A 23,103-nucleotide genomic window follows, 5' to 3' on the forward strand; every position below is an offset into this window, starting at 1 on the left:
TCTCTCCTTGGGGGCCGGAATCAGGAATTCCAGCTCAGGGTGAATTCGTCGTCGGTCTCGTCGAGGTGACCGGAAATGGTGATCAGGTGCAGTTGCAGTTCCTGCAGGTCGAACTCGCGGCCCATCTTTTCCTCGACCGTCTCGCGCTTGATGACGAGGCGGTTCGGCACGTCGATCTTCACCATCGACGGCTGGTCGACGACCATGGCGCCCGGATTGTCTTCAAGGATGGCCTCGACGATGCAGCGGGAGTCGTCGTTCTTCTGGAATGCGATAAATGCGTTGGACATGCGACTTCCTTTACAGGGTGATGCCGGCCTTGGCGGCGCGGGCATTCAGGTTCTGGACCAGTTCGTCCAGGATGGCATCGGCTTCGCCGCCGAAGGCGAGCACGGCAACCGGCTTGATCGCCTTCAGGGCACGTTCGCGCCAGTGCTTGATCCACTCGGCCAGTTGCGCCTTGTTGCCGGCGTTCTCGGCGGCGGTCACCTTGAGGATGGAATCCAGCCACTTGGTGGTTTCGCCGAACCATTCGCGCTGGAAGCGGGTCAGCATCGAGAAGACCGGGCTGTAGGCGGCGTTGAGCTTTTCGTTGTAGCGCTCGAAGATCAGCGGATAGAGCAGGCCTTCGAGGGCGAAGTCCTGGGCGACGAGGACTTCGAACCAGTCCTTTTCGACCATCAGATCTTCGACGTAGCGGCGCATTTCCTGCCATTCGGCACCTTCCAGCCAGGCGGTCTTGGCGGCGGTCAGCGCATCCAGATCGTTGAAGGCAAGGCCGAGACGGCTGGTGTATTGGGCGACGCCGAGCTGGTCCATCGAGGCGTAGCAGGTGGCCTGCGAAATGGCGATGCCGTAGCCGTAGGAGGAAACGTAAGCCTTGTTCAGGTTCGAGGCCCAGGCGACATGGCGCAGCGGCAGGAAGACCTTGAGGGCTTCTTCCTTGCCGGCAGCCGGATAGGCGGCGGCGAGACCGAGTTCATCAACCAGATCGAAGTCGCCTTCGGCGATTTCCTGCATCTTGCCGCGTGCCAGCGTCCAGGCGCCGTAGTAGTACTGACGCGGATCCTTGAGCGCGTACCAGTCCTTCATCGTGACCTTGGTGCGGGTCTCGTCGAAGATTTCGTACTGCGGCTCCCAGGTCGGGCGGTAGTGATAGTTCTCGACCGGTTGCAGGTCCATGGTGGCTTCCATGTAGCGCGAAGCCGGCTTGTCGGCGCCCATGCGGCGGGCCAGGTGGCCAAAGGTCTGGCGCAGCGGTGTGATGCTGACCGTCCTCAAATCAATTGCCATGTTTGTCTCCTGAAAATACTGAAAATGGAACGGTCGACCGCTCCGGAAAGGCAAAAACCCTTAGCGGAAACGCTGATGCGTTGCCTGGTGCAGGTTCCAGTGGAAGTCGGCGTCGGCCGCCTCGGCGTCGAAAGCGACGGCGGGCGCTGCGCTCAAAAGCTCGACCTGGTTGTTCGCGCAGAACTCGTCGAAAGCCGCCTTGGGCATGACCAGCTCGACCGCAACATCGGGATCGCCGACGGCGAACTCGAATTCGATCAAGCCGTTGGCCCGGGTGCGCATGACGCGCACGAACTTGCGCGTGATGTCGAAACTGCCTGTCGCCATGTCGTCTCACTCCTCATTTTTTTACTGCCCTGAGAGCAGCTATCTGATGAGACGTATTAAATCTTTTACTAAGATATTAATGAATGGACGTTTGGGGAAATGACTTGTACTTTTCGTAACCGGGAATGGATCAGCCCTGCCCGGCAAGGCGGAACTGGCTGGGCGGCGTGCCGGTGCGCTTGGTGAAGAAGCGCGAGAAATAGGCCGGGTCGGCAAAACCGAGCTGGTAGCTGATCTCGCTGACCGGCACCGCCGAGAACAGCAGCAGCCGGCGCGCCTCCTGCAGCAGGCGCTCGTGCACGACTTCCTTGGACGGCCGCTCGGCCATGCGCCGGCAGATATCGTTGAGGCGCGCCTCGGTAATCAGCAGGCGGCCGGCGTAGTCGGTCAGGGTCAGGTGGTCGCGGAAATGCGCCTCGACCAGGTCGCAGAAACTGAGGAACAGGCGCAGGTCCTCGCTGCGTTCCGGGCGCTGCGCCGCGGCCGGTTCATGCGCCAGCAGCAGGCGGCTCAAATGGATGAAGGCGCTTTCGCCAAGCGCCCGCAGCAATGCGGAATGCCCCTTCGCGTCGCGATCCGCCTCGCGTTGCAGCAGTTCGACGGTCTGCACCAGCGCCGCAAAATCCTCGCCACTCGCCGCCGGCAGACTGGCCAGCTCGATGAAGGCCGCCTCGCGCAGCAAGGCATCCGGCCACTGACCGGGCATGCCGCGATACCAGCTGCGCACGACTTCCTGACGCACGGTCAGCACATGGCCGTCGGTATCTTCCTCGGAGTAGAAGGAATGTGGAATGGTCGGCGGCGTGAAGATCAGCAGCGGCGCCGCGCCGCCATAGACCTGGCCGTCGAGATTGAGGCGGATGCTGCCCTTGACCAGGATATGTACCTGGTAGAAGCAGTAATGCCGGTGCGGCGGCGTGTTGCGTCCGAAAAACTGGGCGAGGCGGCCGAAGGTCTCGTAATGGATCTCGCACTCGGGATCGCGCTGGTCGTACACCCGGCCGATATGGATATCGGGAATTGCCTGCACGGGAGCTACGGTCATGGTCACCACCTGGGTCAAATTACGGAACGCTTGCCGACCGCGGGCCGGGAATTGATTCAATCACTAACATATTAAGCAGTCAACTGGTATCATCCGACATATCCAAGCCATAATTACCGCGCCAGCCCCTTTTGCCAAAAGAAGCAGATTCCATGTCCAGCAAGCTTGCCTACCGCAATCTTCCCCAGCTCTTCCTGAAAGCCCGCGAGGAGCTGCTCTGCCATTTTCGCCCGATCATCAGCCATTTCGGCCTGACCGAACAGCAATGGCGCATCCTGCGCGCCCTGGCTGAAATGGAGCAACTGGAACCGCGTGAAATCTGCGAGCACTGCCACATTCTCAGCCCGAGCATGACCGGCGTGCTGTCGCGCATGGAAGAAATGGGCCTGGTCACGCGCAGCCGCGTGCCGGAAGACCAGCGCCGCGTCATCGTGCGCCTGACGCCGAAGAGCGAACGCCTGGTTTCCGAACTCGGCCCGCTCATCGTCGCCCAGTACAAGATCATCGAACAGGCCTTCGGCCCGGAACTGATCGCCCAGCTTTACGAAGTCATGGACAAGGTGATCGCCGCCGAACGCGACCCGATTCCGCGCATCAGCCTGCCGGAAAAGCGCGACTGGAGCACCATCGAGTCGTAACTCCGTCGTAAGTCGCGGCGCGAAAATCGGCCTGTCTCAACGGTCGACCGGTAAAAACACCCATTTTTGCCGGTCAACCGCTCAGGCGAAGCGAAAAGCCAGTTGCGGCGAGATTTCCGGCTCGGGCACGATCTCGCTGAGCAGTGCCGGCGTCTCGATGGACAGGATCTCCGCGAACGCAGCCGCCGGAAACTCCGGGAAATCCGCAAAATCCGCCAGCCAGAAGCTGGCCGCAAGGCGATTCAGGATGACCGGCAGGCGCCGCCCGCCGACATCGCGCGTCACCAGCGCACAACTCGTCCCGACCTGCGGATGCTCGTCGAAAACGGCGGCAAAGAGCAGCACCTCGCCGGCCGGATGGCTGAGCCGCAGCTTCTGGCGCTCGCCACGGCCTTGCGTCTGCCAGGTAAAAAAGGCCGTTGCCGGCACCAGGCAACGCTTGCTGCGCAAGATTTTGCCGTAGAACGGCATCTCGGCCAGCCCCTCGCCGCGCAGACTGAGCACCGGCACCTGCGGATCGAGCGACAAAAAACTCCCCATCAGGCCCCAGCGGGCGTTCGCCGCGACATACGCGTCAGCCTCGGCATGCAGCATCAGCACCGAATCGCGCGGGTTCATCTCCGGTGCCCGCGCGATCTGCTGCGGGCTGACGTGGAGCTTCGGCAGACACTTGCCCAGCCCCCGAGCTTTTACCTTGAGTTCAAATTGACTGCACATGGCTCAACCCTGGATGAATTACTGTATGAATATACAGCACTCAAACCCGGTTAACAAGCGGCACTGCCAGCGCAGCCCATCCCGCGCCTCGATCTAGGGCCGCTTCTGCTTGGGCGCAAAGAACTGGCAAAGCTGCCCGGACGACTCGATCACATCGCGCTCCGGCAGACGCCGGCTCTTGAAAGCCAGCGCCCGGCAGCCATAGCGAAAATTCGGGTCGAAAGTGATGTGGAAATGCTCGCAGGCATTGCAACGTGGCCGGCTGTCAGAAGGCATGGCAATTTCGTCACCCATCGGGATGCAGCGGCGGAAGAAAAAGAAGGCCTTAGCTTAGCCGATTCCCGACGCCGCGGCAGGCGTGCTGGCTGAGAATCAGGCAGATGCCTGCCCCGCGATGCCTGGCGGGATCGGGGAGGCCGGCGCCAGCCAGCCTCCGCGGCGAATTACTCGCCCCCGTTCTGCGACTTCAGGGCAGCCTTCAGAACATCGTCGCCGAGATCGGGGCAGACCTTTTCGATGAACGCATGCGCGTAGGTACGCAGGTAGGTGCCGCGCCGCACGGCCAGTCGGGTTGTATTGGCGGGAAAGAGTTCCGGCACCGGCAACAGGACGAGGTTCCTGTCCTGTTCGGCATCGTAGGCGACCGAGGCAACGATGCCGACGCCCAGTCCGAGGCCGACATAGGTCTTGATCACGTCGGCGTCGATGGCCGAGAGCACGATGTCGGGAACGATCCCCGCATCGGCGAAGCCCTTGTCGACATGGGCGCGGCCGGTGAAGCCTTCGTGATAGGTAATGATCGGGTACTCGGCCAGCGTTTCCAGCGTAATTTCCGGCACGCTGATCAGCGGATGCCCTTCCGGCACGATCACCGCGTGATGCCAGGAATAGAACGGGAAGGAAGCCAGCTCCGGAACCTTGTCGAGGGCTTCCGTGGCAATGCCGACGTCGGCCTGGCCGGTCGTCACCAGTTCGGCAATTTCCTTTGGGCTGCCCTGGAGCAGGGTCAGGTGCACTTTCGGATAGTCGCCCTTGAACCAGCGGATGATCTGGGGCAGCGCGTAGCGGGCCTGGGTGTGGGTCGTGGCGACGACGAAGTGGCCGGTTTCACGGCTGGCAAACTGGTCGGCGATGCGACGCAGGTTCTGGGTGTCGAGCAGGATGCGCTCGACGACCTCGGAGAGTTCCTTGCCAGGTTCGGTCAGGCCGAGCAGGCGCTTGCCGCGGCGGATGAAGATCTCGATGCCGAGTTCGTCCTCAAGATCCTTGATGTGCTTGCTGACGCCCGGTTGCGAGGTATAGAGGGCATTGGCCACTTCCGTCAGGTTGAAGTCCTGGCGGATGGTTTCCCTGACGATTCTGAGTTGCTGGAAATTCATTTTTCTCTCTCCTGCGGCGGCCCTCAGGCCGCGGCTCGTTCTTTTTCGAATACGCGGATGGTTCTGGGCAACAGCGATACGTGATCGCCTTCCTTCAGGCCGAGCCCGAACAGGATGTCGCGCAGCACCGAAACCTCAAGCAGTTCGCCGTTCTGGCGCTGCAGTTCAACCTGGGCCATCGGGCCGATGGCGATGACCCGGACGATCTTTGCCGGCAGCCCACCCGCCGTCGAGTCGGCCGGCAGCAGGTCGAACTCGTGCGGCCGCACAAAGCCGACCGCCTGTTCCGTTTCGGCATGGTGACCACCGACCTCGATGACGTGATCGTCGAGGTGCAGGTTGCCGCCTTCAACCCGGCCGTGGAAAAGGTTCACCGAACCGAGGAAGCTGGCCACGAAAGGATTGGCCGGATGGTCATAAACCTCGCTCGGCGTGCCGATCTGCTCCACCCTGCCCTTGTTCATCAGGACGACGCGATCGGAGACCTCGAGCGCCTCTTCCTGGTCGTGGGTCACAAAAACGCTGGTCACATGAATTTCGTCGTGCAACTGGCGCAACCAGCGGCGCAGTTCCTTGCGCACCTTGGCATCGAGCGCACCGAACGGCTCGTCGAGCAGCAGCACCTTGGGTTCGACCGCCAGGGCACGGGCCAGGGCAATACGCTGGCGCTGGCCACCGGAAAGTTGCGACGGATAGCGATCGGCCAGCCAGCCAAGTTGCACCAGGTCGAGCAGGCGGGTGACCCGCTTCTTGATCTCGGCTTCATTCGGGCGGAACTTGCGCGGCTTGACGCGCAGGCCGAAGGCCACGTTATCGAATACCGTCATGTGGCGGAACAGGGCGTAGTGCTGGAAGACGAAACCGACTTCACGGTCGCGCACATGGCGTCCGGAAGCATCGTCCCCTTCAAGGAGGATCTGCCCCTGGTCGGCGAACTCGAGACCGGCAATGATGCGCAGCAGCGTCGTCTTGCCACAGCCGGACGGACCCAGCAGGGCGACCAGCTCACCGGACGGGATGTCGATGGAAACGTCGTTCAGCGCGTGAAAGGCACCAAAGTGCTTGTCGATGTTGCGGATGGCGATACTCATGGTGCGATCTCCGGAAACTTTCAGTGTCTTGGTGTGCTGCAATGCAGCATCGATGACGCAGTGTATTGAAGGCTTTTTATAATCAAAAATACTTAATTAATAAAAGCTAATTCATATTTTGAATAACGAGGGTGAAGTGTGCTCAGCTTCGCGTGCTGGGCGTACCGGCTTGCTCGACAACGTCGTAGCCGTGGGTCCGCAACAGGCGGACCGCCTGCTCGATACTGCGCCGCGTTTTTTTCGCGACCGGCCCCTTGCTCGGCGCCGGCTGCTCCGGCGGCTTCAATTCAAAGCCATACAACTGCAGCCAGGCCGTGATTGCCGTCAGCCCCTTGTTGCCTATCCCTTCGGCTTGTTGCAGGCGGCGGTAACCCAGTTGGGCGACCTCCTCCGGCAAAAACTCGTGCCGATCGAAGATCTTGCGCAGGGCATTACGCTGCAGGGTCGGTAGTTGATTGGCGGCCGCCGCCGAAGAAGGCGCCGGTACCTGGGGACACATGTCGTCAGCCATGGCGGTTGGACTCAAGAATATGCGGCTAGGATCAATTGATGACCGCAAGCTTAGTGAGCATACCCAAGTCGACGAACGACAAAATTCGCATATCGATATTCATCTGCAAGCGAATGAATCTGCAGCGGCAATATCCAATCGACTTCTTAGCTTATGCGATTAAATTCGTTGGATTCCCTGCGTGAATGTCGCAAATTCCGCCCCTGAAAATTCATTTGCAATGATCAGGAGAGTCCATGAACAGAGCGCTTCCACTCGCAGGGCTGCTGCTTGCCGCCCTGCCCGCGCTGGCGGCAGAAAAAGCCGCCCCCAGCCCCACGCCTTACTTCGTCGCCAACTGCTTCAACTGCCATGGAACCGAGGGCAAGGTCAGCTCCGCCATTCCGGCCATTGCCGGGCGCGACAAGGCTTACCTTGAAGAAACCCTGAAGTCGTTCAAGGCAGGCAGCAAGCAGGCCACGATCATGCATCAGCTGGCCAAGGGCTATACCGACGAGGAAATCGCGGTGCTGGCCGATTACTTCTCGCGGCAAAAATAGACAGGAGCCCTCAGCATGAATCAACCCAACAACCATCGTCGCCGCCTGTTACAAGGAATCGGCGTTTCTGCGGCGTTGACCGGTACGACCCTGCTGCCGGGAGCCGCCTGGGCCGCCGGCAAGGGCCGCAAACTTGGACGTGTCGTCGTCATCGGCGGCGGCTTTGGCGGAGCCACGGCCGCCAAGTACCTGCGCAAATGGAGCAATGGCGGCATCGAGGTGGTGCTGATCGAGCGCAACAAGGAGTTCATCTCCTGCCCGACCTCGAACGAGGTGCTTTCCGGCAATCGCGAATTCGCCTCCATCGTCCATTCCTACGCAGGCCTCAAGAAGAACTGGGGCATCAAGGTCGTGCATGCCAGCGTGACCGCCATCGACCCGGAAAAACGTCGCGTCAAGACCGATGGCGCCGGCGAGTTTGCCTATGACCGGCTGGTCGTTTCGCCGGGTGTTGATTTCCAGTTCGGCGCCATCGCCGGCTACGACGAAGCGGCGCAGAAGAAGATCCTGCATGCCTGGAAGGCCGGCGCGCAAACCGTTGCGCTGCGCCAGCAACTGGTCGACCTGCCGGACGGCGGCGTCTATGTGCAGACCATTCCCAAGGCGCCCTATCGCTGCCCGCCCGGCCCCTACGAACGGGTCAGCCAGATCGCCCACTACTTCAAGACACAGAAGCCGAAGTCCAAGATCATCGTGCTCGATGCCAACGAACAGATCATTTCCAAGGGCAAGCTGTTCAAGGGCGTCTGGGACGACGACTACGCCGGCCTCATCGAATACCGGCCGAACTGGAATGTCACCGAGATCGATGCGGCAACGAAAATCGTCACCAACGAGATCGGCGACAAGGAACGCGGCGATGTCATCAACCTGGTGCCGCCGCAACAGGCCGGCAAGATCGCGCACGACGCCGGCCTGGTCAATGCCAACAACCGCTGGGTCAATATCGACTGGATCACGCTCGAATCGACCGCCGTCAAGAACATCCACGTTCTCGGCGATGCCACGCTGTCGGCGCCACTGATGCCGAAATCCGGCCACATGGCCAACCAGCACGGCAAGGCCGCGGCGGCTGCGATTGTCGAAATCCTGTCCGGGCGCGTCGCGCAGCCGACCTTGATGGCCAATACCTGCTACTCGCTGGTCGACAACCGGCGTGCCATCCACGTCGATTCGGTACACCGCTACGACGCCGAGAAAAAGGTGCCGCTGGTCGTTGCCGGCTCGGGCGGCGTCTCGGCCGCGCCCTCGGTCGAGGAAGGCCTGTTCACGCGGGCCTGGGCCAACAACATCTGGGCCGACATCCTGACCTGAGCGGCAGCAAGTAACGCAATCCAGCCGTGGCGACCGGTCGACCGGTTCCCACGGCTTTTTTTCAGGAGAAAAGCATGTCCGGCAAGACTTTCGTCGATGCGAACTACCGCTTCATCGCCGCCTACCAGGAGGTCAATGCCCGCATCGTGCAACGGCAGCAATCGCTCGCCCTGTTCGTGACGCTCACCGCGACGCTGCTCGCCGGCCTGCTCGCGCTGCATCCCGGCAACGCCGGCCACCAGTTGCCGGTCGAGTGGCTGGTCTTCGGCTTTCCGGTCACCAGCCTGTGCCTGGCCTTCCTGAACTACAAGGCGGAACGGGCGATCACCAACCTGCGCTCCTTTCTTTCGGCGCTGGAAAAGCTCGACGAAGCCCACACCAGATTGCCCAGCTACAACACCGACCCGCGCTGGGCGCATGGCGTGAACAAGGTGCGCCGCTTCCACGACATTGCTGCCGCCGTGCTCGCCACCGGCGCCAACGCGATCGGTATTGGCGTCGTCCTGCAGCTCTACCCGGAACGCCTCGCCGACAAGCCATTCGTGCCCTGGCTGCTGGTCGCCAGCGCCATCCTTTCCATTCTCGCCCTGCTCGTCATCCCGCGCTGGAGCTACCGCCCGGACGAATCGGCATAAGCCGGCCGGCGGCATCTGTACGTATCAAATAGCTACCCGACTGCATCTGTGCCCATGCCGGGCGACATGATCTACTTCGTCCGGCCTGGCACCCGCTGTTGCCGCCACATATATCGATATCGAAACTTCTTCGTTGGGATGCCGGGAAGCATTTCTTAGTATCAGTCATCCGTGCATCGCACTTCCCACCAGAGGCTTCCATGTCATCCCGTCAGGATCGTTTGATTCACTGGCTGCTCGGCAGCCTGGACCTGCAGACCACGCTCTTCCACCTCGGCCAGTATTGTGGCTCGTGGAAAGCGTCGACCGCCGGACTGGCGCGTGCCGGCTTTCACGTCATCCTCAACGGCGACTGCTGGCTGCATCTGCCGGAAGCCGGAGCACAGCACGCACTGCAGGCCGGCGATGCGGTGTTCTTCCTGCGCGACGTGCCGCACATCCTGAGCCCGCACGCCGAGCTTGCGGCCGCCGAACAGGCGCCGCGCTGCCCGATGCAGGACATCGAACTGCAAGTACCGGCCAGCACCGCCCTGGCCTGCGGCTTCTTCGATTTCCGGACGCAGCTCAACCCGGTCTTTCTCGGCTCATTTCCTGATTTCGTGGTCATTTCGCGCGACGGCGAGACGCTGCGCGAGGCGCGCCCGATTTTCGAGCTGATCCTCGCCGAAGCGCATGCCGGCGGTGCGGAGCCGTCGCCGCTGATCGCCCGCCTGGTCGATCTGCTCTTCTTCTATGTCATCCGCCACCTGTGCCGCCAGCATGCCGTCTCGGCCGGCCTGTGGGCGGTGCTCGCCCGGCCCGAATTCACGCCGCTGCTTGAGGCCATCGTCGCCCAGCCCGGCCGCGACTGGAGCGTCGAGGCGATGGCCGATCTCAGCCACATGTCGCGCGCCACTTTTTTCAAGCGCTTCACCCAGATCGCCGGCACCTCGCCCAGCCATTTCCTGGCGCAGGTCCGCATGCAGCTGGCGACGCAACTGCTCGCCGAAGGCATGTCGCTGACCCGCGCCGCCGAACAGGTCGGCTACCAGTCGGATGCGGCCTTCTCGCGCGCCTTCAAGAAGATCACCGGCACCCTGCCCGGCGCCCGTCGCCGCGCAGCCAATGCACCGCAGGCGCTGGCCGCCTGAGGCGGATTGCATTTCGAGACGAACGAGCAAGAAAACGCGACTTTCGCGCATTGAGGGCCCAAGGGCCGGCCGGGACAATGTGCCCAAGTCAAAAACACGGAGTTCATCATGTCCCGCATTACCGTCCAGAGCATCGAATCCGCACCGGAAGCCAGCCGTCCCTACCTGGAAAAGGCCAAGGCCAAAAACGGCTTTGTGCCCAACCTGCTCGGCGTGCTGGCCAATGCGCCGACCGCCGTCGAAACCTATCTGACGGTGACCGAAATCAACAGCCGCAGCAGCTTCACGCTGGCCGAGCGTGAAGTGGTGCAGATCACCGCCGCCACCAACCACGGCTGCACCTTCTGCGTCGCCGGCCACACCGCCATCGCCTACAAGCAGGGCAATCTGCCGACCGACCTCGTCGAAGGCCTGCGCCAGCAGACGCTGCTGCCCGATGCAAAACTGGAAGCGCTGGCCGCCTTCACGCGCGCCATCATCCGCAGCAAGGGTGCCGTCAGCGATGCCGAACTGGCCGCCTTCAAGGCCGCCGGCTACGGCGAACAGCAGGTCGTCGAAGTCATTCTCGGCGTTGCCCTGGCCACCCTGTGCAATTTCAGCAATGTGCTGGCCGACACCGAGCTCAATCCCGAGCTGGCCGCCTACCGCTGGCAAAAGGCCTGAGCGTGACGACTGAAAACGTCCTGCTGGCCGCCCGCCAACTGGCGTTTTCCTATGGCGGCGCCCCGGTTTTTGCCGGCGTCGACCTGACCATCGGCCAGCGCGAGATCGTTTGCCTGATCGGCGCCTCCGGCTGCGGCAAATCCACCCTGCTGCGCCTGCTCGCCGGGCTGGCCGAGCCGAGTGCCGGCGACGTAGCGACCATGAATACAAAGGCTGGCCCTAGGGTCGACGGCAAAAATGGTGCCAAAAGGGCAGCCAAGGCCAGCGTCGTCTTCCAGTCGCCGGCCCTGCTGCCCTGGCTGACGGTCGCCGACAACGTGGCATTTGGCCTCGATTTCGCATGTCGACCGGTGAGCAGCCGCGGCGAGCGGCAGCAGCACATCGAACGTGTGCTGGCCCAGGTCGGCCTCACCGAACACGCCAGAAAGAAGCCGCAGGCGCTGTCCGGCGGCATGGCGCAACGCGTTTCGCTGGCCCGCGCCCTGGCGCGCAACCCGGAAATCATCTACCTCGACGAGCCGTTTTCGGCGCTCGATGCGATCACCCGCGAAGCGATGCAGGACCTGCTGCTCGCCCTGGCGCACCAGCAGCAGAGCGCCGCCCTGCTCGTCACGCACGACATCGACGAGGCGCTGCGCATCGGCGACCGCGTCCTGCTCCTGGCCGGCTGCCAGGACGGCACGCCGGCCCGCATCGTCGGCGAATGGCGACCGGGCGGCAAGGCGCCGCGCCAGCACCGCTCGCCGGCCCTCAACGCAATGCGCGAAGAAATTCTCGATGCACTTTCCAACCCGGGCACAGCCTGGTTTCCCGACCTTTAGGAGTTGCCATGAACGACGATCTGCTTGCCAACCTGAGCGACGACCTGCCGCTCTCGCGCCGCGACTTTTTGCGCCTTTCCGCGCTGTTGACCGGTAGCCTCGCGCTGCCGCAACTGGCGCGCGCCGCCAATCCGAACGACCCGGTGCGCATCGGCTATCTGCCGATCACCGACGCCTCGCCGCTGCTCGTCGCGCACAGCAAAAAGCTGTTCGAGGCGCAGGGCCTGGAAGTCGAAGCGCCCAAGCTGTTCCGCTCCTGGGCGCAGATCGTCGAAGCCTTCATGGCCGGCCAGGTGAACGTCGTGCATCTGCTTTCGCCGATGACCGTCTGGGCGCGCTACGGCAGCAACTTCCCGGCCAAGGTCGTCGCCTGGAACCACATGTCCGGCTCGGCGCTGACCGTCGCGCCCAACATCCAGAACGTCAAGGATCTCGGCGGCAAGAAGGTCGCCGTGCCCTTCTGGTACTCGGTGCATAACGTCGTGCTGCAGCACCTGCTGCGCGAAAACGGCCTGACCGTCGTCACCAAGCCGACAGACAGCCTGAAACCCAACGAAGTGGCGCTCTCCATCATGGCCCCCGCCGACATGGGCCCGGCCCTCGCCAACGGCGCCATTGCCGGCTTCATCGTCGCCGAACCCTTCAACGCCGCCGCCGAAACCAACGGTATCGGCCGCATCGCACGCTTCACCGGCGACGTCTGGCGCGAGCACGCGTGCTGCGTCGTCACCATGCACGAACGCGATCTGAAGGACCGCCCGGAGTGGTCGCAGAAGGTGGTCAACGCCATCGTCAATGCCCAGCACTGGCTCAAGGACAACCGCAAGGAAGGTGCGCAGATCCTGTCCAAGGACGGCGCCGGCAAATACACGCCCTTCCCGCAAGCCGTGCTCGAGCGCGTACTGGTGCCGAACGCCGAGCGCCAGCAGCAATACGTCAAGGAAGGCGCGATCCGCCACCCGGAGTGGAAGGACGAGCGCATCGAATACCAGCCCTACCCCTTCCCGTCCTACACCGAGCAACTGGTCAAGCTGCTCAAGGCGACGCAGGTCGAGGGCGACAACAAGTTCCTCGCCAACCTCGACCCGGCGTTTGTTGCCAAGGATCTGGTCGACGACCGTTTCGTCAAGAAATCCATCGCCGCGCTCGGCGGGCTGAAAGCCTTCGGCCTGCCGGAGAAATACACACGCTCGGAAACCATTGTTGCCTGACCTGACGCCAAAGACCCGCCCATGAACGAGCCACTGCCTCTAACCCCCCCAGCCCCCCTTGTCAGGGGGGAGCAGCGTGGTCGGCTCACCCCGCACTCCTCCCCTGACAAGGGGAGGCCGGGAGGGGTTGCATCTTTTGCTGCCGGCACAAATTCACCCGTTTTTTCCAGTCGACCGCTGGGAATTCGCTTCGCCTTCTACAACAGCGTGTTCTGCCCCGGCCTCGGCCTGCTCCTGGCGCTCGGCCTGTGGTGGCTGGCGGTGCATGGCCTGGGGCGCGATTCGCTGATGGCGGCACGTTTCGCCCCGGAAAAGACCTGGCAGGCCATGCTCGAACTGGCGGCCGGGCCGGACATCTGGCAGCACGCACTGGCCAGCCTGCGCCGCGTTGGCTACGGGCTGGCCGGCGCCCTGCTGCTCGGCGTACCGCTCGGCCTGCTGGTCGGCAGCTGGCCGACCTTCAATCGCCTGACCTCGACCACCTTCCAGTTTCTGCGCATGATTTCGCCGCTGTCGTGGATGCCGCTCGCCGTCATGGCGCTCGGCATCGGCGAGGCGCCGGTCGTCTTCCTGATCGCCTTCGCCGCCGTCTGGCCGATCGTGCTCAACGTGGCCGCCGGCATCCAGGCGATCGACCCGATGTGGCTGACCCTGGCCGACAGCCTCGGCGCCAACCGGCGCGAACGCCTGTGGCGGATCACCGTGCCGGCCATCGCCACGCATCTGCTGACCGGCATCCGGCTCGCCATCGGCCTGATCTGGGTGGTGCTGGTGCCGGCCGAAATGCTCGGCGTCAATGCCGGCCTCGGTTACTTCATTCTCGACACCCGCGACCGCATGGCCTACGGCGAACTGATGGCCTGCGTGCTCTTCATCGGCTTGCTTGGCTTCGCCCTCGACTGGCTGGCCCGCCTCGCCCACCGCCGCTGGAGCGGCGCCTGAACCCATTTTCAAGGAAAAAGACATGTCCACCGTAGCCGAACCCGTCACGCTCGACCTCGAAACGCTGATTGCCCGCGACCTGGCACCGCGCGTCACCGCCATCGATCTCGAAGGTGAATACCCGGAAGCCTTCCTGCGCGCCGCCGGCCAGATCGGCGCCTTCGCCGGCGTCGTCGGCACCGAATACGGCGGCAGCGGCAAGGGCCTGGGCGACACCATCGCGCAGATGGCGAAAATCGGCGAAACCTGCCTGTCGACCGCCTTCACGCACTGGTGCCAGACCGCCTGCGCGCGCTACATCCAGCTGTCCGACAACGCCGTGGCCAAGGCAGAATTCCTGCCCGCGCTCGCCGCCGGCCGGCAACTGGGCGGCACCGGCCTCTCCAACACCTTCAAGTCGTGCTGCGAGATCGAGCGCTTCCTGCTCACCGCCCGTCGCGTTGAGGGCGGCTACGAAATCAACGGCACGCTGCCCTGGGTTTCCAACCTCGGCGACGACCATGTCTTCGTCACCGGCTGCCCGGTCGACGGCGACGGACGCCTGCTTTTCTTCATCGTCAAATGCAACCAGGCAGGCTTCAAGCTCGTCGACGGCGCGCACTTCACCGCCCTCGAAGGCACGCGTACCCTGGCCTGCCAGTTCCGCAACGTACGCATCGACGACAGCCGCGTCCTCGCCCATCCCGAGCACGCCGCGACCTATCTGCAACGCATCCAGCCCGGCATGATCCTCGCGCAGCTCGGCATGGGCCTCGGCCTGATCCGCGACTGCATCGCGCTGATCGAGCGCGCCGGCCGCACCCACCAGCACATCAACTGCTTCGAGGACGACCAGGTTGAGGAACTACAAGCCGCCCTGAGCGGCGCCGAAGCCGAAACCTTCCGCCTCGCCGCCCAACTCGACGCCGGCCCGGCCCCGGAAACCCTGCCCGGCCTGCTCACCGAAGTGCTGCGCCTGCGCCTGGCCGGCGGCGAACTCTCGCTGCGCGCCGCCAACGCCGCCATGCTGCATCAAGGCGCGCGCGGCTACCTGCGCACGGCCGCGCCACAACGGCGCCTGCGCGAGGCCTACTTCGTCGCCATCGTGACGCCATCGCTGAAGCATCTGCGGCGGGAGATTGCGCGGCGGGAGGGGAAGTTGTAACGGGGATACCGGAAATAGTTGCGAAAAAGCCGGGGTGACCCGGCATTTTTTGACGTTAATTTTGTAAGGAAAACTTCGAGCCTAATCGACTCAAACCACAAGGAGAAGATGCGTTTAGAATAGTGCATTCACCATAAAAACAGAGACCTACCCAAATGTTGTTCGCTGACTTAAATAACGAAAATTCCTTAATTAAATCAAAGGAGCAACTAGTAGATATGGATCAAAGAGAGGATAGACAAGTCAGTCAATATCTTGAGTACATCCAAAAACTACACGAACGAATTTCGGAGCGAGAACAACGCACTGGCATTACCAGATGGGCCCTTTTGGGTGGGGTCGCGTACATCGCATGGCAGTCTGTGCCAATGTTTGCAAAATTAAAAGAAGCCGCAGAACCGAGCTGGACATACTTATGGCTTAATTGCTCTTACTTAACAACGCTCTCATTTTTTGTGTTTTTTCTTTACCAAAGCCTTGGTATTAGCCGACATGTTTCACCTTATAGCTTCCGACAAACAAATGCTACAGCAAGAGCGGGGAAAAAATTATCGCTTCTAATTATTTTTGTATCTTTCTTTCCTGCAGCATTTTTATCTTTTCAGGCATGGTTGAACATACCAGAATTATCTGATTTAAATTATCGATTTTTAAGTTCCGTATCTATATTTTTGTTGTTTGTCGGAACAACAACATCTGGAGCAGTAATATATATCGATAAATATGTTAAGAAAAATGGATTTTGGCCACCTTTTGTATTAATTCCAGCTGGCAATTCGGTTTTTTCCATTCAGTTATTTATATGTGCAACGTTCATTTGCATGACGATTTACTATTTTTTAACAGGCCTACGTTATATACCTGCGACAATTTTCGAGCCGGTTTTGCTTCTAAGTGGCTCAATTGCGTTAATCCCACCCTGTTTAGAGGTTATTCTTTCGGGCATCCATAGACAAGAACGACTGAGCGTTCTTGAAATATTGGAACGGGACATTTTGATGCATGATCTCTCTTCCGAAGAGATTAAAAATCGGCTTGAGGACGATTTAATCGGATGCGAGTTGGGAGACTGGGCGAAGCGACAAGTCGAGCAAGTACGCTCGGCAAACACGTTGGTAATAGAAAACTGCAAAGATGTAAAAAACATAATAAAACAAATAATGGAATTAGACCCATCACTAAAATTCGAGCGAGCCGGACGCATAAGCAACTGCATAAACAAAATCGACGAGACCATTACCAAATTAAATACAAATTGGCTCCCACTACACAATTGGTTAGCAAGTTGCAAGAACCAACCATTCAAGGATCCATATATTGCAAAAGTAGTAGATAGCACATTAAATGACTTATCCCCACTAATAAATTCATCAGTTAATATGGCTCGCGAATCAATTAACCTTTTAAAGCAGCGACTTGCTGAAATAGAGAAGGAATAACTCCTGCGCAGTGAGTACGTTTAATTAAGCACAACAAGCGCAAAAATTTTAATTTACCAATCGGTTTTTAATGAAATTAAATTTCAATTACCACCACAAAATAAATATCGGCAAGTGTGTTTTCGCGGAATTCAACAAATACGCAATTTCTTAGTCCCTCTATCGCCCATCCCCGGCCAGCCCATCCCCCAAGATGGCGCCAACCGGGGCTTTCATTTTTGCCTATATTCAGCCGTCGACCGTTCAGATGTCCTTCTTGTCCGAACGCACCGCCAGCCAGTCGCCGAGCACCTGCATCACCTGGACCAGGATGACCAGGGCGATGACGGTGACGACCATCACGTCGGTCTGGTAGCGGTAGTAACCAAAGCGGATGGCGAGGTCGCCGACCCCGCCGCCGCCGACGATGCCGGCCATCGCGGAGTAGCCGACCAGGCTGATCAGAGTGACGGTCAGGCCGCGCAGGAAGCCGGGTAGCGCTTCGGGGAAGAGGACGGTGGCGATGATGCGCAGCGGGCTGGTGCCGAAGGCTTCGGCGGCTTCGATGATGCCGGAATCAACCTCGCACAGCGAGGCTTCGACGAGGCGGGCGTAGAAGGCGATGGCGGCGACCGAGAGCGGCACGGCGGCAGCAGTCGGGCCGATCGTTGTACCGAGCACCCATTGTGTCAGCGGCAGGAGCAGCACGAGCAGGATGACGAAGGGAATCGAGCGCAGCACATTGACCAGGAAGTTGCCGGTGACGTTGGCCAGGCGGTTGCGCCAGAACAGCTTGCGGCTGGTGACGTGGAGCAGGAAGCCGAGCGGCAGGCCGCCGAGGACGGCAAACAGGCTGGAGATGCTGACCATGATGAAGGTTTCGCCGAAGGCGTGCGCCAGGTCGGCGGAAAGCTCAAGTATCTGTTTGGCCAGTTCCGGCGAGAAGTGGCCGGTAATCCATTGTTCGATCATGACAGCACCTCGACTTGCGATGCGTGGTTGGAAATGAAGGCGATGGCGTCGGCCAGGCGTGTGGCGAAGGGTTCGGCGCGGCCGGCCGCCTGCGGCGTGTCGTTGAGGCGGACGATGAGGATGCCGACGGCGCGGTGGCCGATGTATTCGATCTTGCCGTGCAGCAGGTTCACCGCAACGCCGTATTCGATGGCGGCGGCCGAGAGCACGCCGTCTTCGGCCTGGTCGCCGAGGAAGAGCAGCTTTAGCAGCGTTCCGTCCTGCTCGTCGGTGAGATGCGCCGGCAGGTCGAGGTTGAAGGTGTGTTCGACCAGCTGGCGCGTGAACGGCTGCTGCGGCGTCGCAAAGATGTCGTAGGCCTCGCCCTGCTCGATGACCTTGCCGCCTTCCATGACGGCAACGCGCGTGCAGATCTTCTTGATCACCGCCATTTCGTGCGAGATGAGCACGATGGTGATGCCCAGGCGTTGGTTGATCTCGCGCAGCAGTTCAAGGATCGCGGCCGAGGTTTCGAGGTCGAGGGCCGAGGTCGGCTCGTCGCAGAGCAATACTTCCGGGTGGTTGGCGACGGCGCGGGCGATGCCGACGCGCTGCTTCTGGCCGCCGGAGAGCTGCGCCGGATAGGCCTGCGCCTTGTCCTCGAGGCCGACCAGCCGCAGGATCTCGGGCACGCGCTGGTCGATCTCGGCCTGGCTCTTGCCGGCAACGCGCAGCGCGTAGGCGGCGTTGTCGTACACGGTGCGGGTGTGCATCAGGTTGAAGTGCTGGAAGATCATGCCGATCTTGTGGCGCTCCTTGCGCAGCGCACCGCCGCGCAGATCGGTGATGTCGCGGCCGTTGATGACGACGCGGCCGGCGCGCGGGCGTTCGAGCAGGTTGATGACGCGTAGCAGCGTGCTCTTGCCGGCGCCACTGGCGCCGACGATGCCGAAGACTTCGCCGGGCGAAATGCTCAGCGAAACGTCGTCGACCGCCTGGACGCGCTGGCCGCGCACGGCGAAATCGACCTGGATGTTCTGTAACTGGATCATGGTGCAAAAACCTCGGGCATGAATGAAAAAAGGCCGGGCGGGCCGGCCTTTTCCGGGCGCAGGCAGCGTCTGATTACTTGCGGGTCTTGCCCTTGGCCGAGGCAGCGGCTGCGGCCTGGGCGCGGGCTTTTTCCTTGAGCCATTCCGGCTTCTGGAATTCCTTGAAGATGTGCTTCGGATCGTCGATGGCGGCGAGGAACTCGGGCGACTCGATGACCTGCTTGATGTCCTGAACGAAAGGCTTGTTCAGGTCGTCGGTCTTCACGGCCACCAGGTTCTTGATGTTCTCGTCGAGCTCTTCGAGCTTCAGGGCAGACGACAGGCTGAGACCGGCGGCGATGGCGAAGTTGCCATTGACCACGGCGGCCGTCGCGCTATCCAGCGTGCGCGGCAGCTGAGCGGCTTCGAGCGGCTTGAAGACGAGGCCGAGCGGGTTCTGCTCGATGTCCTTCTCGGAGGCGGTCAGCGGATCGATGTCCTTCTTGAAGGTGATGATGCCGAGCTTGCCGAGGAAACGCAGGGCGCGCGCCAGGTTGGTCGGGTCGTTGGCCAGCGTGACGATATCGCCCTTCTTCAGCTGGTCGACCGACTTGATCTTGCTCGAGTACAGGCCGAGGCCGGCGGTCGGCACGTTGATCACGGGCGACAGCTTGAGGCCCTTGTCGGCCGAGAACTTGTCGAGGTAGAGGCGGTGCTGGAACAGGTTGGCGTCGATGCTGCCGTTGGCCAGTGCCAGGTTGGGCTGCACGTAGTCGCTGAATTCCTTGTAGACGATCTTGTAGCCCTTCTTTTCCAGGCCGGGCTGGACGGCGACCTTGAGCAGATCACCGTAGGGGCCCGGCGCGACGCCGAAAACGATGGTCTTGGGCGTGATCTGGGCCAGGGCGCTGCCGGCAACGGCGGTGGCGGCGAGGAACAAGGTGGTACGCAGGGACTTGCGGATGAAGGACTGGAAAGGGGTACGCATAAAACCTCCGAATGAGAAAACGAGGCCCATGCTACGGAAGCGGCAAAGGGAAAAAAACGAAGAAAAACGTCTTTGCTTATACGGGAAGCGCGCAGGTCGCATTGACTGCCCTACCCCCAAGGCGGGCTATAAGCACATGCAAAAATAGTCTTTCCCGCGAGCCGGCGGCGCCCGGAGAATCGGCGAATAAATCATTCACGGATGGAAAAACCATGGCCAAGATCCTGATCGTGCCCGGTCTGCGCAACAGCGGGCCGGCGCACTGGCAAAGCTGGTTCGAGGAGCAACTGCCGGACACCCATCGCGTCGAGCAGGCCGACTGGGAGCGTACCTGTCTTTCCGACTGGGCGAACCGCGTGCGCCAGGATATCGACGCGATCGGCGAGCCGGTCTGGATCGTCGCCCACAGCTTTGGCTGCCTCGCCTCGGTGACGGCCGGTTTCGAGCGCGCCGGCCAGATTCTCGGCGCCCTGCTCGTCGCGCCGGCCGACCCGAACCGCTTTGGCGAACCGGTGGCGCTGCTCGAAGAGAAACTCGCCTTTCCCAGCCTGGTCGTGGCAAGCAGCAACGATCCATGGGTCAAGGGCGATGTCGCGCAATACTGGGCCGGCCAGTGGGGCAGCGATTACCGCAACATCGGCGCCGCCGGCCATATCAATGTCGATTCCGGGCATGGGCCGTGGCCGCAGGGGCTGGAGTTCTTCGCCCAATTGCGCGCTGCCGCCTGACTTATGCTTTTGTACGATAAACATCTAACGAATCATTCTTTTTGAATATGAAAAGCCTGCCTACACTGGCAGGCATTCATTATTCGCGAGCTGCAAATTGCGCCTTTTTTACTGGTCGACCGCTACAGCACCTGGTGCCATCAGTCAGGCGGTCGACGTGGTATTTGGGCCCGTTTTTGCCGCCAAGGTCAGACATGGCTGAGTCAAAACCCATTACCAGGCTGATCCGCAGCGACCAGATCGAACCGGTTGCCAGCCGCTTCAAGGCGATCGCTCATCCGCTGCGCCTCGCCATCGTCTGCCTGCTCGGGCCGGGTGAGCGCACCGTGACCGAGATCTGCCAGGAGCTGGGCACCACCCAGCCCAATATTTCGCAGCACCTCAACCTGCTCCACAACCAGGATCTGCTCCGGTCGCGCAAGGAAGGCAATCGCGTGTACTACGCCATCGCCGACCAGCGCCTGAGCGAAATCATCGGCATGCTGCAGCAGATCTACTGCCCGGAAGACAACGCCTGATTTTTGGGCGGAGCAGGCAAAACCCTGCTGCGACAAGCGCTTGGCCAGGCTGCCAAGTGTCTTCCCCCAGACTTATCCACAGAAATTGGGGATGAATTCCCGTTTCCGTCCGCCCCAGGACAACCCCTGCGGTTTGCTATAAGCACATAAGAATCGCGTCGTTCCCCGGGCGGGAGCGGCGCAGGAAAATGCGGGCAAACATAACGGGAACAGCCCCATGACCAAACCAGCCAACACCGCCATCGACCGCCCCTACTGGGACGAAAAACTGGAAACCCAATCGCGCGCCGACTGGGATGCCCTCAAGCTCGACCTGCTGCAAAAGCACCTGCAGCACGCCTACGCCAACTCGCCGTATTACAAGGCCAGCTTCGACGCAGCCGGCGTGCATCCGGACGACGTCAAGTCGCTGACCGACATCCGGCGCTTCCCGTTCATCGAGAAGAAGGTACTGCGCGAACGCCAGGAAGCCCTGCCGCCCTTCGGCGATCTGGTCGCCGTGCCCGAACGCGATATCGTCTATATTTCGGCCTCCAGCGGCTCGACCGGCGTGCCGACCGCCTCGCCGTTCACGGCCCAGGACTTCGAAGACTGGATGGACTACGAAGCCCGCCAGTTCTGGTCATCCGGCCTGCGCCCGGACGACCGCTACTGCCATTCGCTGAATTTCTCCCTTTTTGTCGGTGGACCGTGCGTGCTTGGCGCCCAGAAGCTCGGCGCGCTGTCCATCCACGCCGGCACCGTGCCGTCGGAACGCCTGCTCGCGATTGCCAAACAGTTCCAGGCCACCGCCATCTGGACGACGCCCTCCTACGCCTGGTATCTCGGCGAGACGGCGATCAAGGAAGGCATCGATCCAAAGAAGGACCTGGCGATCAAGCGCATCTTCGTTGCCGGCGAACCCGGCGGTTCGATCCCGGAAACCCGCCAGCGCATCGAAGCGCTGTGGGGCGCCAAGGTCTATGACTATTACGGCCTGTCCGACATCTTCGGCTCCTGCGCCGGCATGTGCGAAGAGCAGCACGGCCTGCACTGGGCCGAGGACCACATTCTGGTCGAAGTGCTCGATCCGGAAACCCAGGAGCCGGTCGCCGAAGGCGAACGCGGCGAACTGGTGCTGACCACGCTGAAGAAATCGGCGCGACCGATGATCCGCTTCCGCACCGGCGACATCGTCTCCTTCACCAACGAAGCCTGCACCTGCGGCCGCACCTCGCAGCGCATGCTCGGCACGCACGGTCGCCTCGACGACATGCTGATCATCAAGGGCGTGAACATCTTCCCCAGCGACATCGAAGCCATCGCCCGCAAGGACCACGACCTGAGCGGCGAATACAAGCTGATCGTCGAACGCGACAACCATCTCGACATCCTGACCGTCGAAATCGAACGCGCAGCGGTAGACCCATCAAAAGACGCCGAATTGGCCAGCCGCTTCGCCGGCCACCTCAAGTCGATCACCGGCGTCAGCGCCCGCATCGTCATCCTGCCGCCCGACACCTTGCCGCGTGCCACGCACAAGGCAAAACGGGTCGAAGACAGACGCCAGCACGTCTGGAGCTGAGAAAGGAAAAGCCCGGCTTGGCCGGGCTTTTTGTTGAATGTCGGGCGGCTAGGTGCCCACAGAGGACGGTCGATCAGTCAGATGTTCGACGGCAGGTAACCAAGGACGAGCCGCCGTTCAGTTACCACGCTTCTCCAACCACGCCAGCAAAGTCTCGTACAGCTTGTCCGGATCGACCGGCTTGGCGATGTGATCGTTCATGCCGGCATCAAGACAGACCTGGCGATTTTCCTCAAAGGCATTGGCGGTTATCGCCAGAATTGGTGTTTGCGCGTAAGCGGGGAGCGCCCGGATCGCCAAGGTTGATTCGACGCCGTTCAAATGAGGCAACTGCATGTCCATCAAGATCAGGGCGCAGGTATTTTATTTCGTCAATTCAATGGCTTGTGGCCCATCCTCCGCCAGATCAACCAGAAGGCCGGCGTCTTCAAGCAGGACACGCGAAACCTCCTGATTTATCGGCTCGGCTTCGGCGACCAGGATGCGGGTGCCGGCGTATAGGCCA

At 61.4% G+C, this 23,103-nt stretch carries 28 protein-coding genes; 15 read left to right on the forward strand and 13 right to left on the reverse strand.

From position 1 onward, the window contains the following. Positions 1 to 20: 20 nt before the first annotated feature. The 4 genes from KIG99_RS03490 to hpaA all read right to left on the reverse strand — a co-directional run bounded on the left by KIG99_RS03490 (position 21) and on the right by hpaA (position 2,665). Positions 21 to 290 carry an MmoB/DmpM family protein gene (locus tag KIG99_RS03490; RefSeq protein WP_226440658.1) on the reverse strand — a complete coding sequence of 90 codons (270 nt, stop codon included), beginning with the start codon at positions 288 to 290 and terminating at the stop codon, positions 21 to 23. Between the two features lie 10 nt (positions 291 to 300). Beyond that, positions 301 to 1,293, reverse strand: a complete 993-nt coding sequence (locus KIG99_RS03495; RefSeq protein WP_226458872.1) for a ferritin family protein — start codon at positions 1,291 to 1,293, stop codon at positions 301 to 303. Between the two features lie 60 nt (positions 1,294 to 1,353). Beyond that, the gene (locus tag KIG99_RS03500; protein WP_226458873.1) at positions 1,354 to 1,620 is read right to left on the reverse strand and encodes a phenol hydroxylase subunit; all 267 of its coding nucleotides are present in this window, start codon (positions 1,618 to 1,620) and stop codon (positions 1,354 to 1,356) included. Between the two features lie 130 nt (positions 1,621 to 1,750). Continuing rightward, positions 1,751 to 2,665, reverse strand: coding sequence for a 4-hydroxyphenylacetate catabolism regulatory protein HpaA (hpaA, locus tag KIG99_RS03505; RefSeq protein ID WP_226458874.1), 915 nt, complete (start codon positions 2,663 to 2,665; stop codon positions 1,751 to 1,753). Between the two features lie 152 nt (positions 2,666 to 2,817). Between hpaA and hpaR the strand changes: the two genes are divergently transcribed. Continuing rightward, on the forward strand, positions 2,818 to 3,303 hold the full coding sequence (hpaR, locus tag KIG99_RS03510) for a homoprotocatechuate degradation operon regulator HpaR (RefSeq protein WP_226440662.1): 486 nt from the start codon (positions 2,818 to 2,820) through the stop codon (positions 3,301 to 3,303). Between the two features lie 81 nt (positions 3,304 to 3,384). Here the strand turns inward: hpaR and KIG99_RS03515 are convergent, their stop codons facing one another. The 5 genes from KIG99_RS03515 to KIG99_RS03535 form a co-directional block, all read right to left on the reverse strand. After that, positions 3,385 to 4,020 (reverse strand): SOS response-associated peptidase family protein, encoded by a 636-nt coding sequence (locus KIG99_RS03515; protein WP_226458875.1) that lies wholly within the window; start codon positions 4,018 to 4,020, stop codon positions 3,385 to 3,387. Positions 4,021 to 4,113: 93 nt separating this feature from the next. Beyond that, the gene (locus KIG99_RS03520) at positions 4,114 to 4,296 is read right to left on the reverse strand and encodes a hypothetical protein (protein ID WP_226458876.1); all 183 of its coding nucleotides are present in this window, start codon (positions 4,294 to 4,296) and stop codon (positions 4,114 to 4,116) included. A gap of 167 nt (positions 4,297 to 4,463) precedes the next feature. After that, a complete protein-coding gene (locus KIG99_RS03525; protein ID WP_226458877.1) occupies positions 4,464 to 5,399 on the reverse strand; it encodes a CysB family HTH-type transcriptional regulator in 936 nt (311 codons plus the stop codon). Between the two features lie 23 nt (positions 5,400 to 5,422). Continuing rightward, the gene (locus KIG99_RS03530; RefSeq protein WP_226458878.1) at positions 5,423 to 6,490 is read right to left on the reverse strand and encodes a sulfate/molybdate ABC transporter ATP-binding protein; all 1,068 of its coding nucleotides are present in this window, start codon (positions 6,488 to 6,490) and stop codon (positions 5,423 to 5,425) included. Positions 6,491 to 6,632: 142 nt separating this feature from the next. Beyond that, positions 6,633 to 7,001 (reverse strand): hypothetical protein, encoded by a 369-nt coding sequence (locus KIG99_RS03535; RefSeq protein ID WP_226458879.1) that lies wholly within the window; start codon positions 6,999 to 7,001, stop codon positions 6,633 to 6,635. A gap of 236 nt (positions 7,002 to 7,237) precedes the next feature. Here KIG99_RS03535 and KIG99_RS03540 point away from each other — a divergent pair, with 236 nt between their 5' ends. The 10 genes from KIG99_RS03540 to KIG99_RS03585 all read left to right on the forward strand — a co-directional run bounded on the left by KIG99_RS03540 (position 7,238) and on the right by KIG99_RS03585 (position 16,839). Next, the gene (locus KIG99_RS03540; protein ID WP_226458880.1) at positions 7,238 to 7,540 is read left to right on the forward strand and encodes a c-type cytochrome; all 303 of its coding nucleotides are present in this window, start codon (positions 7,238 to 7,240) and stop codon (positions 7,538 to 7,540) included. A gap of 15 nt (positions 7,541 to 7,555) precedes the next feature. Next, positions 7,556 to 8,854, forward strand: a complete 1,299-nt coding sequence (locus KIG99_RS03545; protein WP_226458881.1) for an NAD(P)/FAD-dependent oxidoreductase — start codon at positions 7,556 to 7,558, stop codon at positions 8,852 to 8,854. A gap of 74 nt (positions 8,855 to 8,928) precedes the next feature. Next, the gene (locus KIG99_RS03550; protein ID WP_226458882.1) at positions 8,929 to 9,489 is read left to right on the forward strand and encodes a hypothetical protein; all 561 of its coding nucleotides are present in this window, start codon (positions 8,929 to 8,931) and stop codon (positions 9,487 to 9,489) included. 200 nt (positions 9,490 to 9,689) lie between these two features. Next, entirely contained in the window at positions 9,690 to 10,619 is a 930-nt protein-coding gene (locus KIG99_RS03555) for an AraC family transcriptional regulator (RefSeq protein WP_226458883.1), read from the forward strand. Positions 10,620 to 10,727: 108 nt separating this feature from the next. Further along, entirely contained in the window at positions 10,728 to 11,282 is a 555-nt protein-coding gene (locus tag KIG99_RS03560; protein WP_226458884.1) for a carboxymuconolactone decarboxylase family protein, read from the forward strand. A 2-nt stretch (positions 11,283 to 11,284) separates the two neighbouring features. Further along, positions 11,285 to 12,103, forward strand: coding sequence for an ABC transporter ATP-binding protein (locus tag KIG99_RS03565; RefSeq protein ID WP_226458885.1), 819 nt, complete (start codon positions 11,285 to 11,287; stop codon positions 12,101 to 12,103). 8 nt (positions 12,104 to 12,111) lie between these two features. Beyond that, on the forward strand, positions 12,112 to 13,314 hold the full coding sequence (locus tag KIG99_RS03570) for an ABC transporter substrate-binding protein (protein WP_226458886.1): 1,203 nt from the start codon (positions 12,112 to 12,114) through the stop codon (positions 13,312 to 13,314). A 207-nt stretch (positions 13,315 to 13,521) separates the two neighbouring features. Then, entirely contained in the window at positions 13,522 to 14,256 is a 735-nt protein-coding gene (locus KIG99_RS03575; protein WP_226458887.1) for an ABC transporter permease, read from the forward strand. A gap of 22 nt (positions 14,257 to 14,278) precedes the next feature. Further along, positions 14,279 to 15,400, forward strand: a complete 1,122-nt coding sequence (locus KIG99_RS03580) for an acyl-CoA dehydrogenase family protein (protein ID WP_226458888.1) — start codon at positions 14,279 to 14,281, stop codon at positions 15,398 to 15,400. A 155-nt stretch (positions 15,401 to 15,555) separates the two neighbouring features. Then, positions 15,556 to 16,839: a hypothetical protein gene (locus KIG99_RS03585; RefSeq protein WP_226458889.1), complete on the forward strand. Its 1,284-nt coding sequence runs from the start codon at positions 15,556 to 15,558 to the stop codon at positions 16,837 to 16,839. A gap of 243 nt (positions 16,840 to 17,082) precedes the next feature. On the opposite strand, the gene KIG99_RS03590 is transcribed toward KIG99_RS03585, so the two are convergent. From KIG99_RS03590 to KIG99_RS03600, 3 genes are all read right to left on the reverse strand, one after another. Then, positions 17,083 to 17,790, reverse strand: coding sequence for a methionine ABC transporter permease (locus tag KIG99_RS03590; protein ID WP_226458890.1), 708 nt, complete (start codon positions 17,788 to 17,790; stop codon positions 17,083 to 17,085). Further along, positions 17,787 to 18,821 (reverse strand): methionine ABC transporter ATP-binding protein, encoded by a 1,035-nt coding sequence (locus KIG99_RS03595; protein ID WP_226458891.1) that lies wholly within the window; start codon positions 18,819 to 18,821, stop codon positions 17,787 to 17,789. The genes KIG99_RS03590 and KIG99_RS03595 overlap by 4 nt, the downstream gene beginning before the upstream one ends. Before the next feature lie 73 nt (positions 18,822 to 18,894). Further along, positions 18,895 to 19,788: a MetQ/NlpA family ABC transporter substrate-binding protein gene (locus KIG99_RS03600; RefSeq protein ID WP_226458892.1), complete on the reverse strand. Its 894-nt coding sequence runs from the start codon at positions 19,786 to 19,788 to the stop codon at positions 18,895 to 18,897. Positions 19,789 to 20,000: 212 nt separating this feature from the next. Between KIG99_RS03600 and KIG99_RS03605 the strand changes: the two genes are divergently transcribed. The 3 genes from KIG99_RS03605 (at position 20,001) to KIG99_RS03615 (ending at position 22,598) form a co-directional block, all read left to right on the forward strand. Then, a complete protein-coding gene (locus KIG99_RS03605) occupies positions 20,001 to 20,516 on the forward strand; it encodes an RBBP9/YdeN family alpha/beta hydrolase (RefSeq protein ID WP_226458893.1) in 516 nt (171 codons plus the stop codon). Between the two features lie 194 nt (positions 20,517 to 20,710). Then, positions 20,711 to 21,034, forward strand: coding sequence for an ArsR/SmtB family transcription factor (locus tag KIG99_RS03610; RefSeq protein WP_226458894.1), 324 nt, complete (start codon positions 20,711 to 20,713; stop codon positions 21,032 to 21,034). A gap of 217 nt (positions 21,035 to 21,251) precedes the next feature. After that, positions 21,252 to 22,598, forward strand: coding sequence for a phenylacetate--CoA ligase family protein (locus KIG99_RS03615; protein WP_226458895.1), 1,347 nt, complete (start codon positions 21,252 to 21,254; stop codon positions 22,596 to 22,598). A gap of 117 nt (positions 22,599 to 22,715) precedes the next feature. Here KIG99_RS03615 and KIG99_RS03620 read toward each other — a convergent pair whose 3' ends face one another. Beyond that, positions 22,716 to 22,919, reverse strand: coding sequence for a response regulator (locus tag KIG99_RS03620; RefSeq protein WP_264180388.1), 204 nt, complete (start codon positions 22,917 to 22,919; stop codon positions 22,716 to 22,718). Here KIG99_RS03620 and KIG99_RS03625 point away from each other — a divergent pair, their 5' ends adjacent. Beyond that, entirely contained in the window at positions 22,920 to 23,099 is a 180-nt protein-coding gene (locus tag KIG99_RS03625) for a hypothetical protein (RefSeq protein ID WP_226461862.1), read from the forward strand. The last annotated feature ends 4 nt before the right edge of the window (positions 23,100 to 23,103 follow it).

The organism is Quatrionicoccus australiensis, from assembly GCF_020510425.1.
In the GTDB taxonomy this organism is placed as follows: Bacteria; Pseudomonadota; Gammaproteobacteria; order Burkholderiales; family Rhodocyclaceae; genus Azonexus; species Azonexus australiensis_A.

Excerpts from the sequence above, each read along its gene's own strand:
- KIG99_RS03490 (WP_226440658.1), bottom strand. The coding sequence starts at position 290 with ATGTCCAACGCATTTATCGCATTCCAGAAGAACGACGACTCCCGCTGC.
- KIG99_RS03495 (WP_226458872.1), bottom strand. The coding sequence starts at position 1,293 with ATGGCAATTGATTTGAGGACGGTCAGCATCACACCGCTGCGCCAGACC.
- KIG99_RS03500 (WP_226458873.1), bottom strand. The coding sequence starts at position 1,620 with ATGGCGACAGGCAGTTTCGACATCACGCGCAAGTTCGTGCGCGTCATG.
- hpaA (WP_226458874.1), bottom strand. The coding sequence starts at position 2,665 with ATGACCGTAGCTCCCGTGCAGGCAATTCCCGATATCCATATCGGCCGG.
- hpaR (WP_226440662.1), top strand. The coding sequence starts at position 2,818 with ATGTCCAGCAAGCTTGCCTACCGCAATCTTCCCCAGCTCTTCCTGAAA.
- KIG99_RS03515 (WP_226458875.1), bottom strand. The coding sequence starts at position 4,020 with ATGTGCAGTCAATTTGAACTCAAGGTAAAAGCTCGGGGGCTGGGCAAG.
- KIG99_RS03520 (WP_226458876.1), bottom strand. The coding sequence starts at position 4,296 with ATGCCTTCTGACAGCCGGCCACGTTGCAATGCCTGCGAGCATTTCCAC.
- KIG99_RS03525 (WP_226458877.1), bottom strand. The coding sequence starts at position 5,399 with ATGAATTTCCAGCAACTCAGAATCGTCAGGGAAACCATCCGCCAGGAC.
- KIG99_RS03530 (WP_226458878.1), bottom strand. The coding sequence starts at position 6,490 with ATGAGTATCGCCATCCGCAACATCGACAAGCACTTTGGTGCCTTTCAC.
- KIG99_RS03535 (WP_226458879.1), bottom strand. The coding sequence starts at position 7,001 with ATGGCTGACGACATGTGTCCCCAGGTACCGGCGCCTTCTTCGGCGGCG.
- KIG99_RS03540 (WP_226458880.1), top strand. The coding sequence starts at position 7,238 with ATGAACAGAGCGCTTCCACTCGCAGGGCTGCTGCTTGCCGCCCTGCCC.
- KIG99_RS03545 (WP_226458881.1), top strand. The coding sequence starts at position 7,556 with ATGAATCAACCCAACAACCATCGTCGCCGCCTGTTACAAGGAATCGGC.
- KIG99_RS03550 (WP_226458882.1), top strand. The coding sequence starts at position 8,929 with ATGTCCGGCAAGACTTTCGTCGATGCGAACTACCGCTTCATCGCCGCC.
- KIG99_RS03555 (WP_226458883.1), top strand. The coding sequence starts at position 9,690 with ATGTCATCCCGTCAGGATCGTTTGATTCACTGGCTGCTCGGCAGCCTG.
- KIG99_RS03560 (WP_226458884.1), top strand. The coding sequence starts at position 10,728 with ATGTCCCGCATTACCGTCCAGAGCATCGAATCCGCACCGGAAGCCAGC.
- KIG99_RS03570 (WP_226458886.1), top strand. The coding sequence starts at position 12,112 with ATGAACGACGATCTGCTTGCCAACCTGAGCGACGACCTGCCGCTCTCG.
- KIG99_RS03580 (WP_226458888.1), top strand. The coding sequence starts at position 14,279 with ATGTCCACCGTAGCCGAACCCGTCACGCTCGACCTCGAAACGCTGATT.
- KIG99_RS03585 (WP_226458889.1), top strand. The coding sequence starts at position 15,556 with ATGTTGTTCGCTGACTTAAATAACGAAAATTCCTTAATTAAATCAAAG.
- KIG99_RS03590 (WP_226458890.1), bottom strand. The coding sequence starts at position 17,790 with ATGATCGAACAATGGATTACCGGCCACTTCTCGCCGGAACTGGCCAAA.
- KIG99_RS03595 (WP_226458891.1), bottom strand. The coding sequence starts at position 18,821 with ATGATCCAGTTACAGAACATCCAGGTCGATTTCGCCGTGCGCGGCCAG.
- KIG99_RS03600 (WP_226458892.1), bottom strand. The coding sequence starts at position 19,788 with ATGCGTACCCCTTTCCAGTCCTTCATCCGCAAGTCCCTGCGTACCACC.
- KIG99_RS03605 (WP_226458893.1), top strand. The coding sequence starts at position 20,001 with ATGGCCAAGATCCTGATCGTGCCCGGTCTGCGCAACAGCGGGCCGGCG.
- KIG99_RS03610 (WP_226458894.1), top strand. The coding sequence starts at position 20,711 with ATGGCTGAGTCAAAACCCATTACCAGGCTGATCCGCAGCGACCAGATC.
- KIG99_RS03615 (WP_226458895.1), top strand. The coding sequence starts at position 21,252 with ATGACCAAACCAGCCAACACCGCCATCGACCGCCCCTACTGGGACGAA.
- KIG99_RS03625 (WP_226461862.1), top strand. The coding sequence starts at position 22,920 with ATGAGGCAACTGCATGTCCATCAAGATCAGGGCGCAGGTATTTTATTT.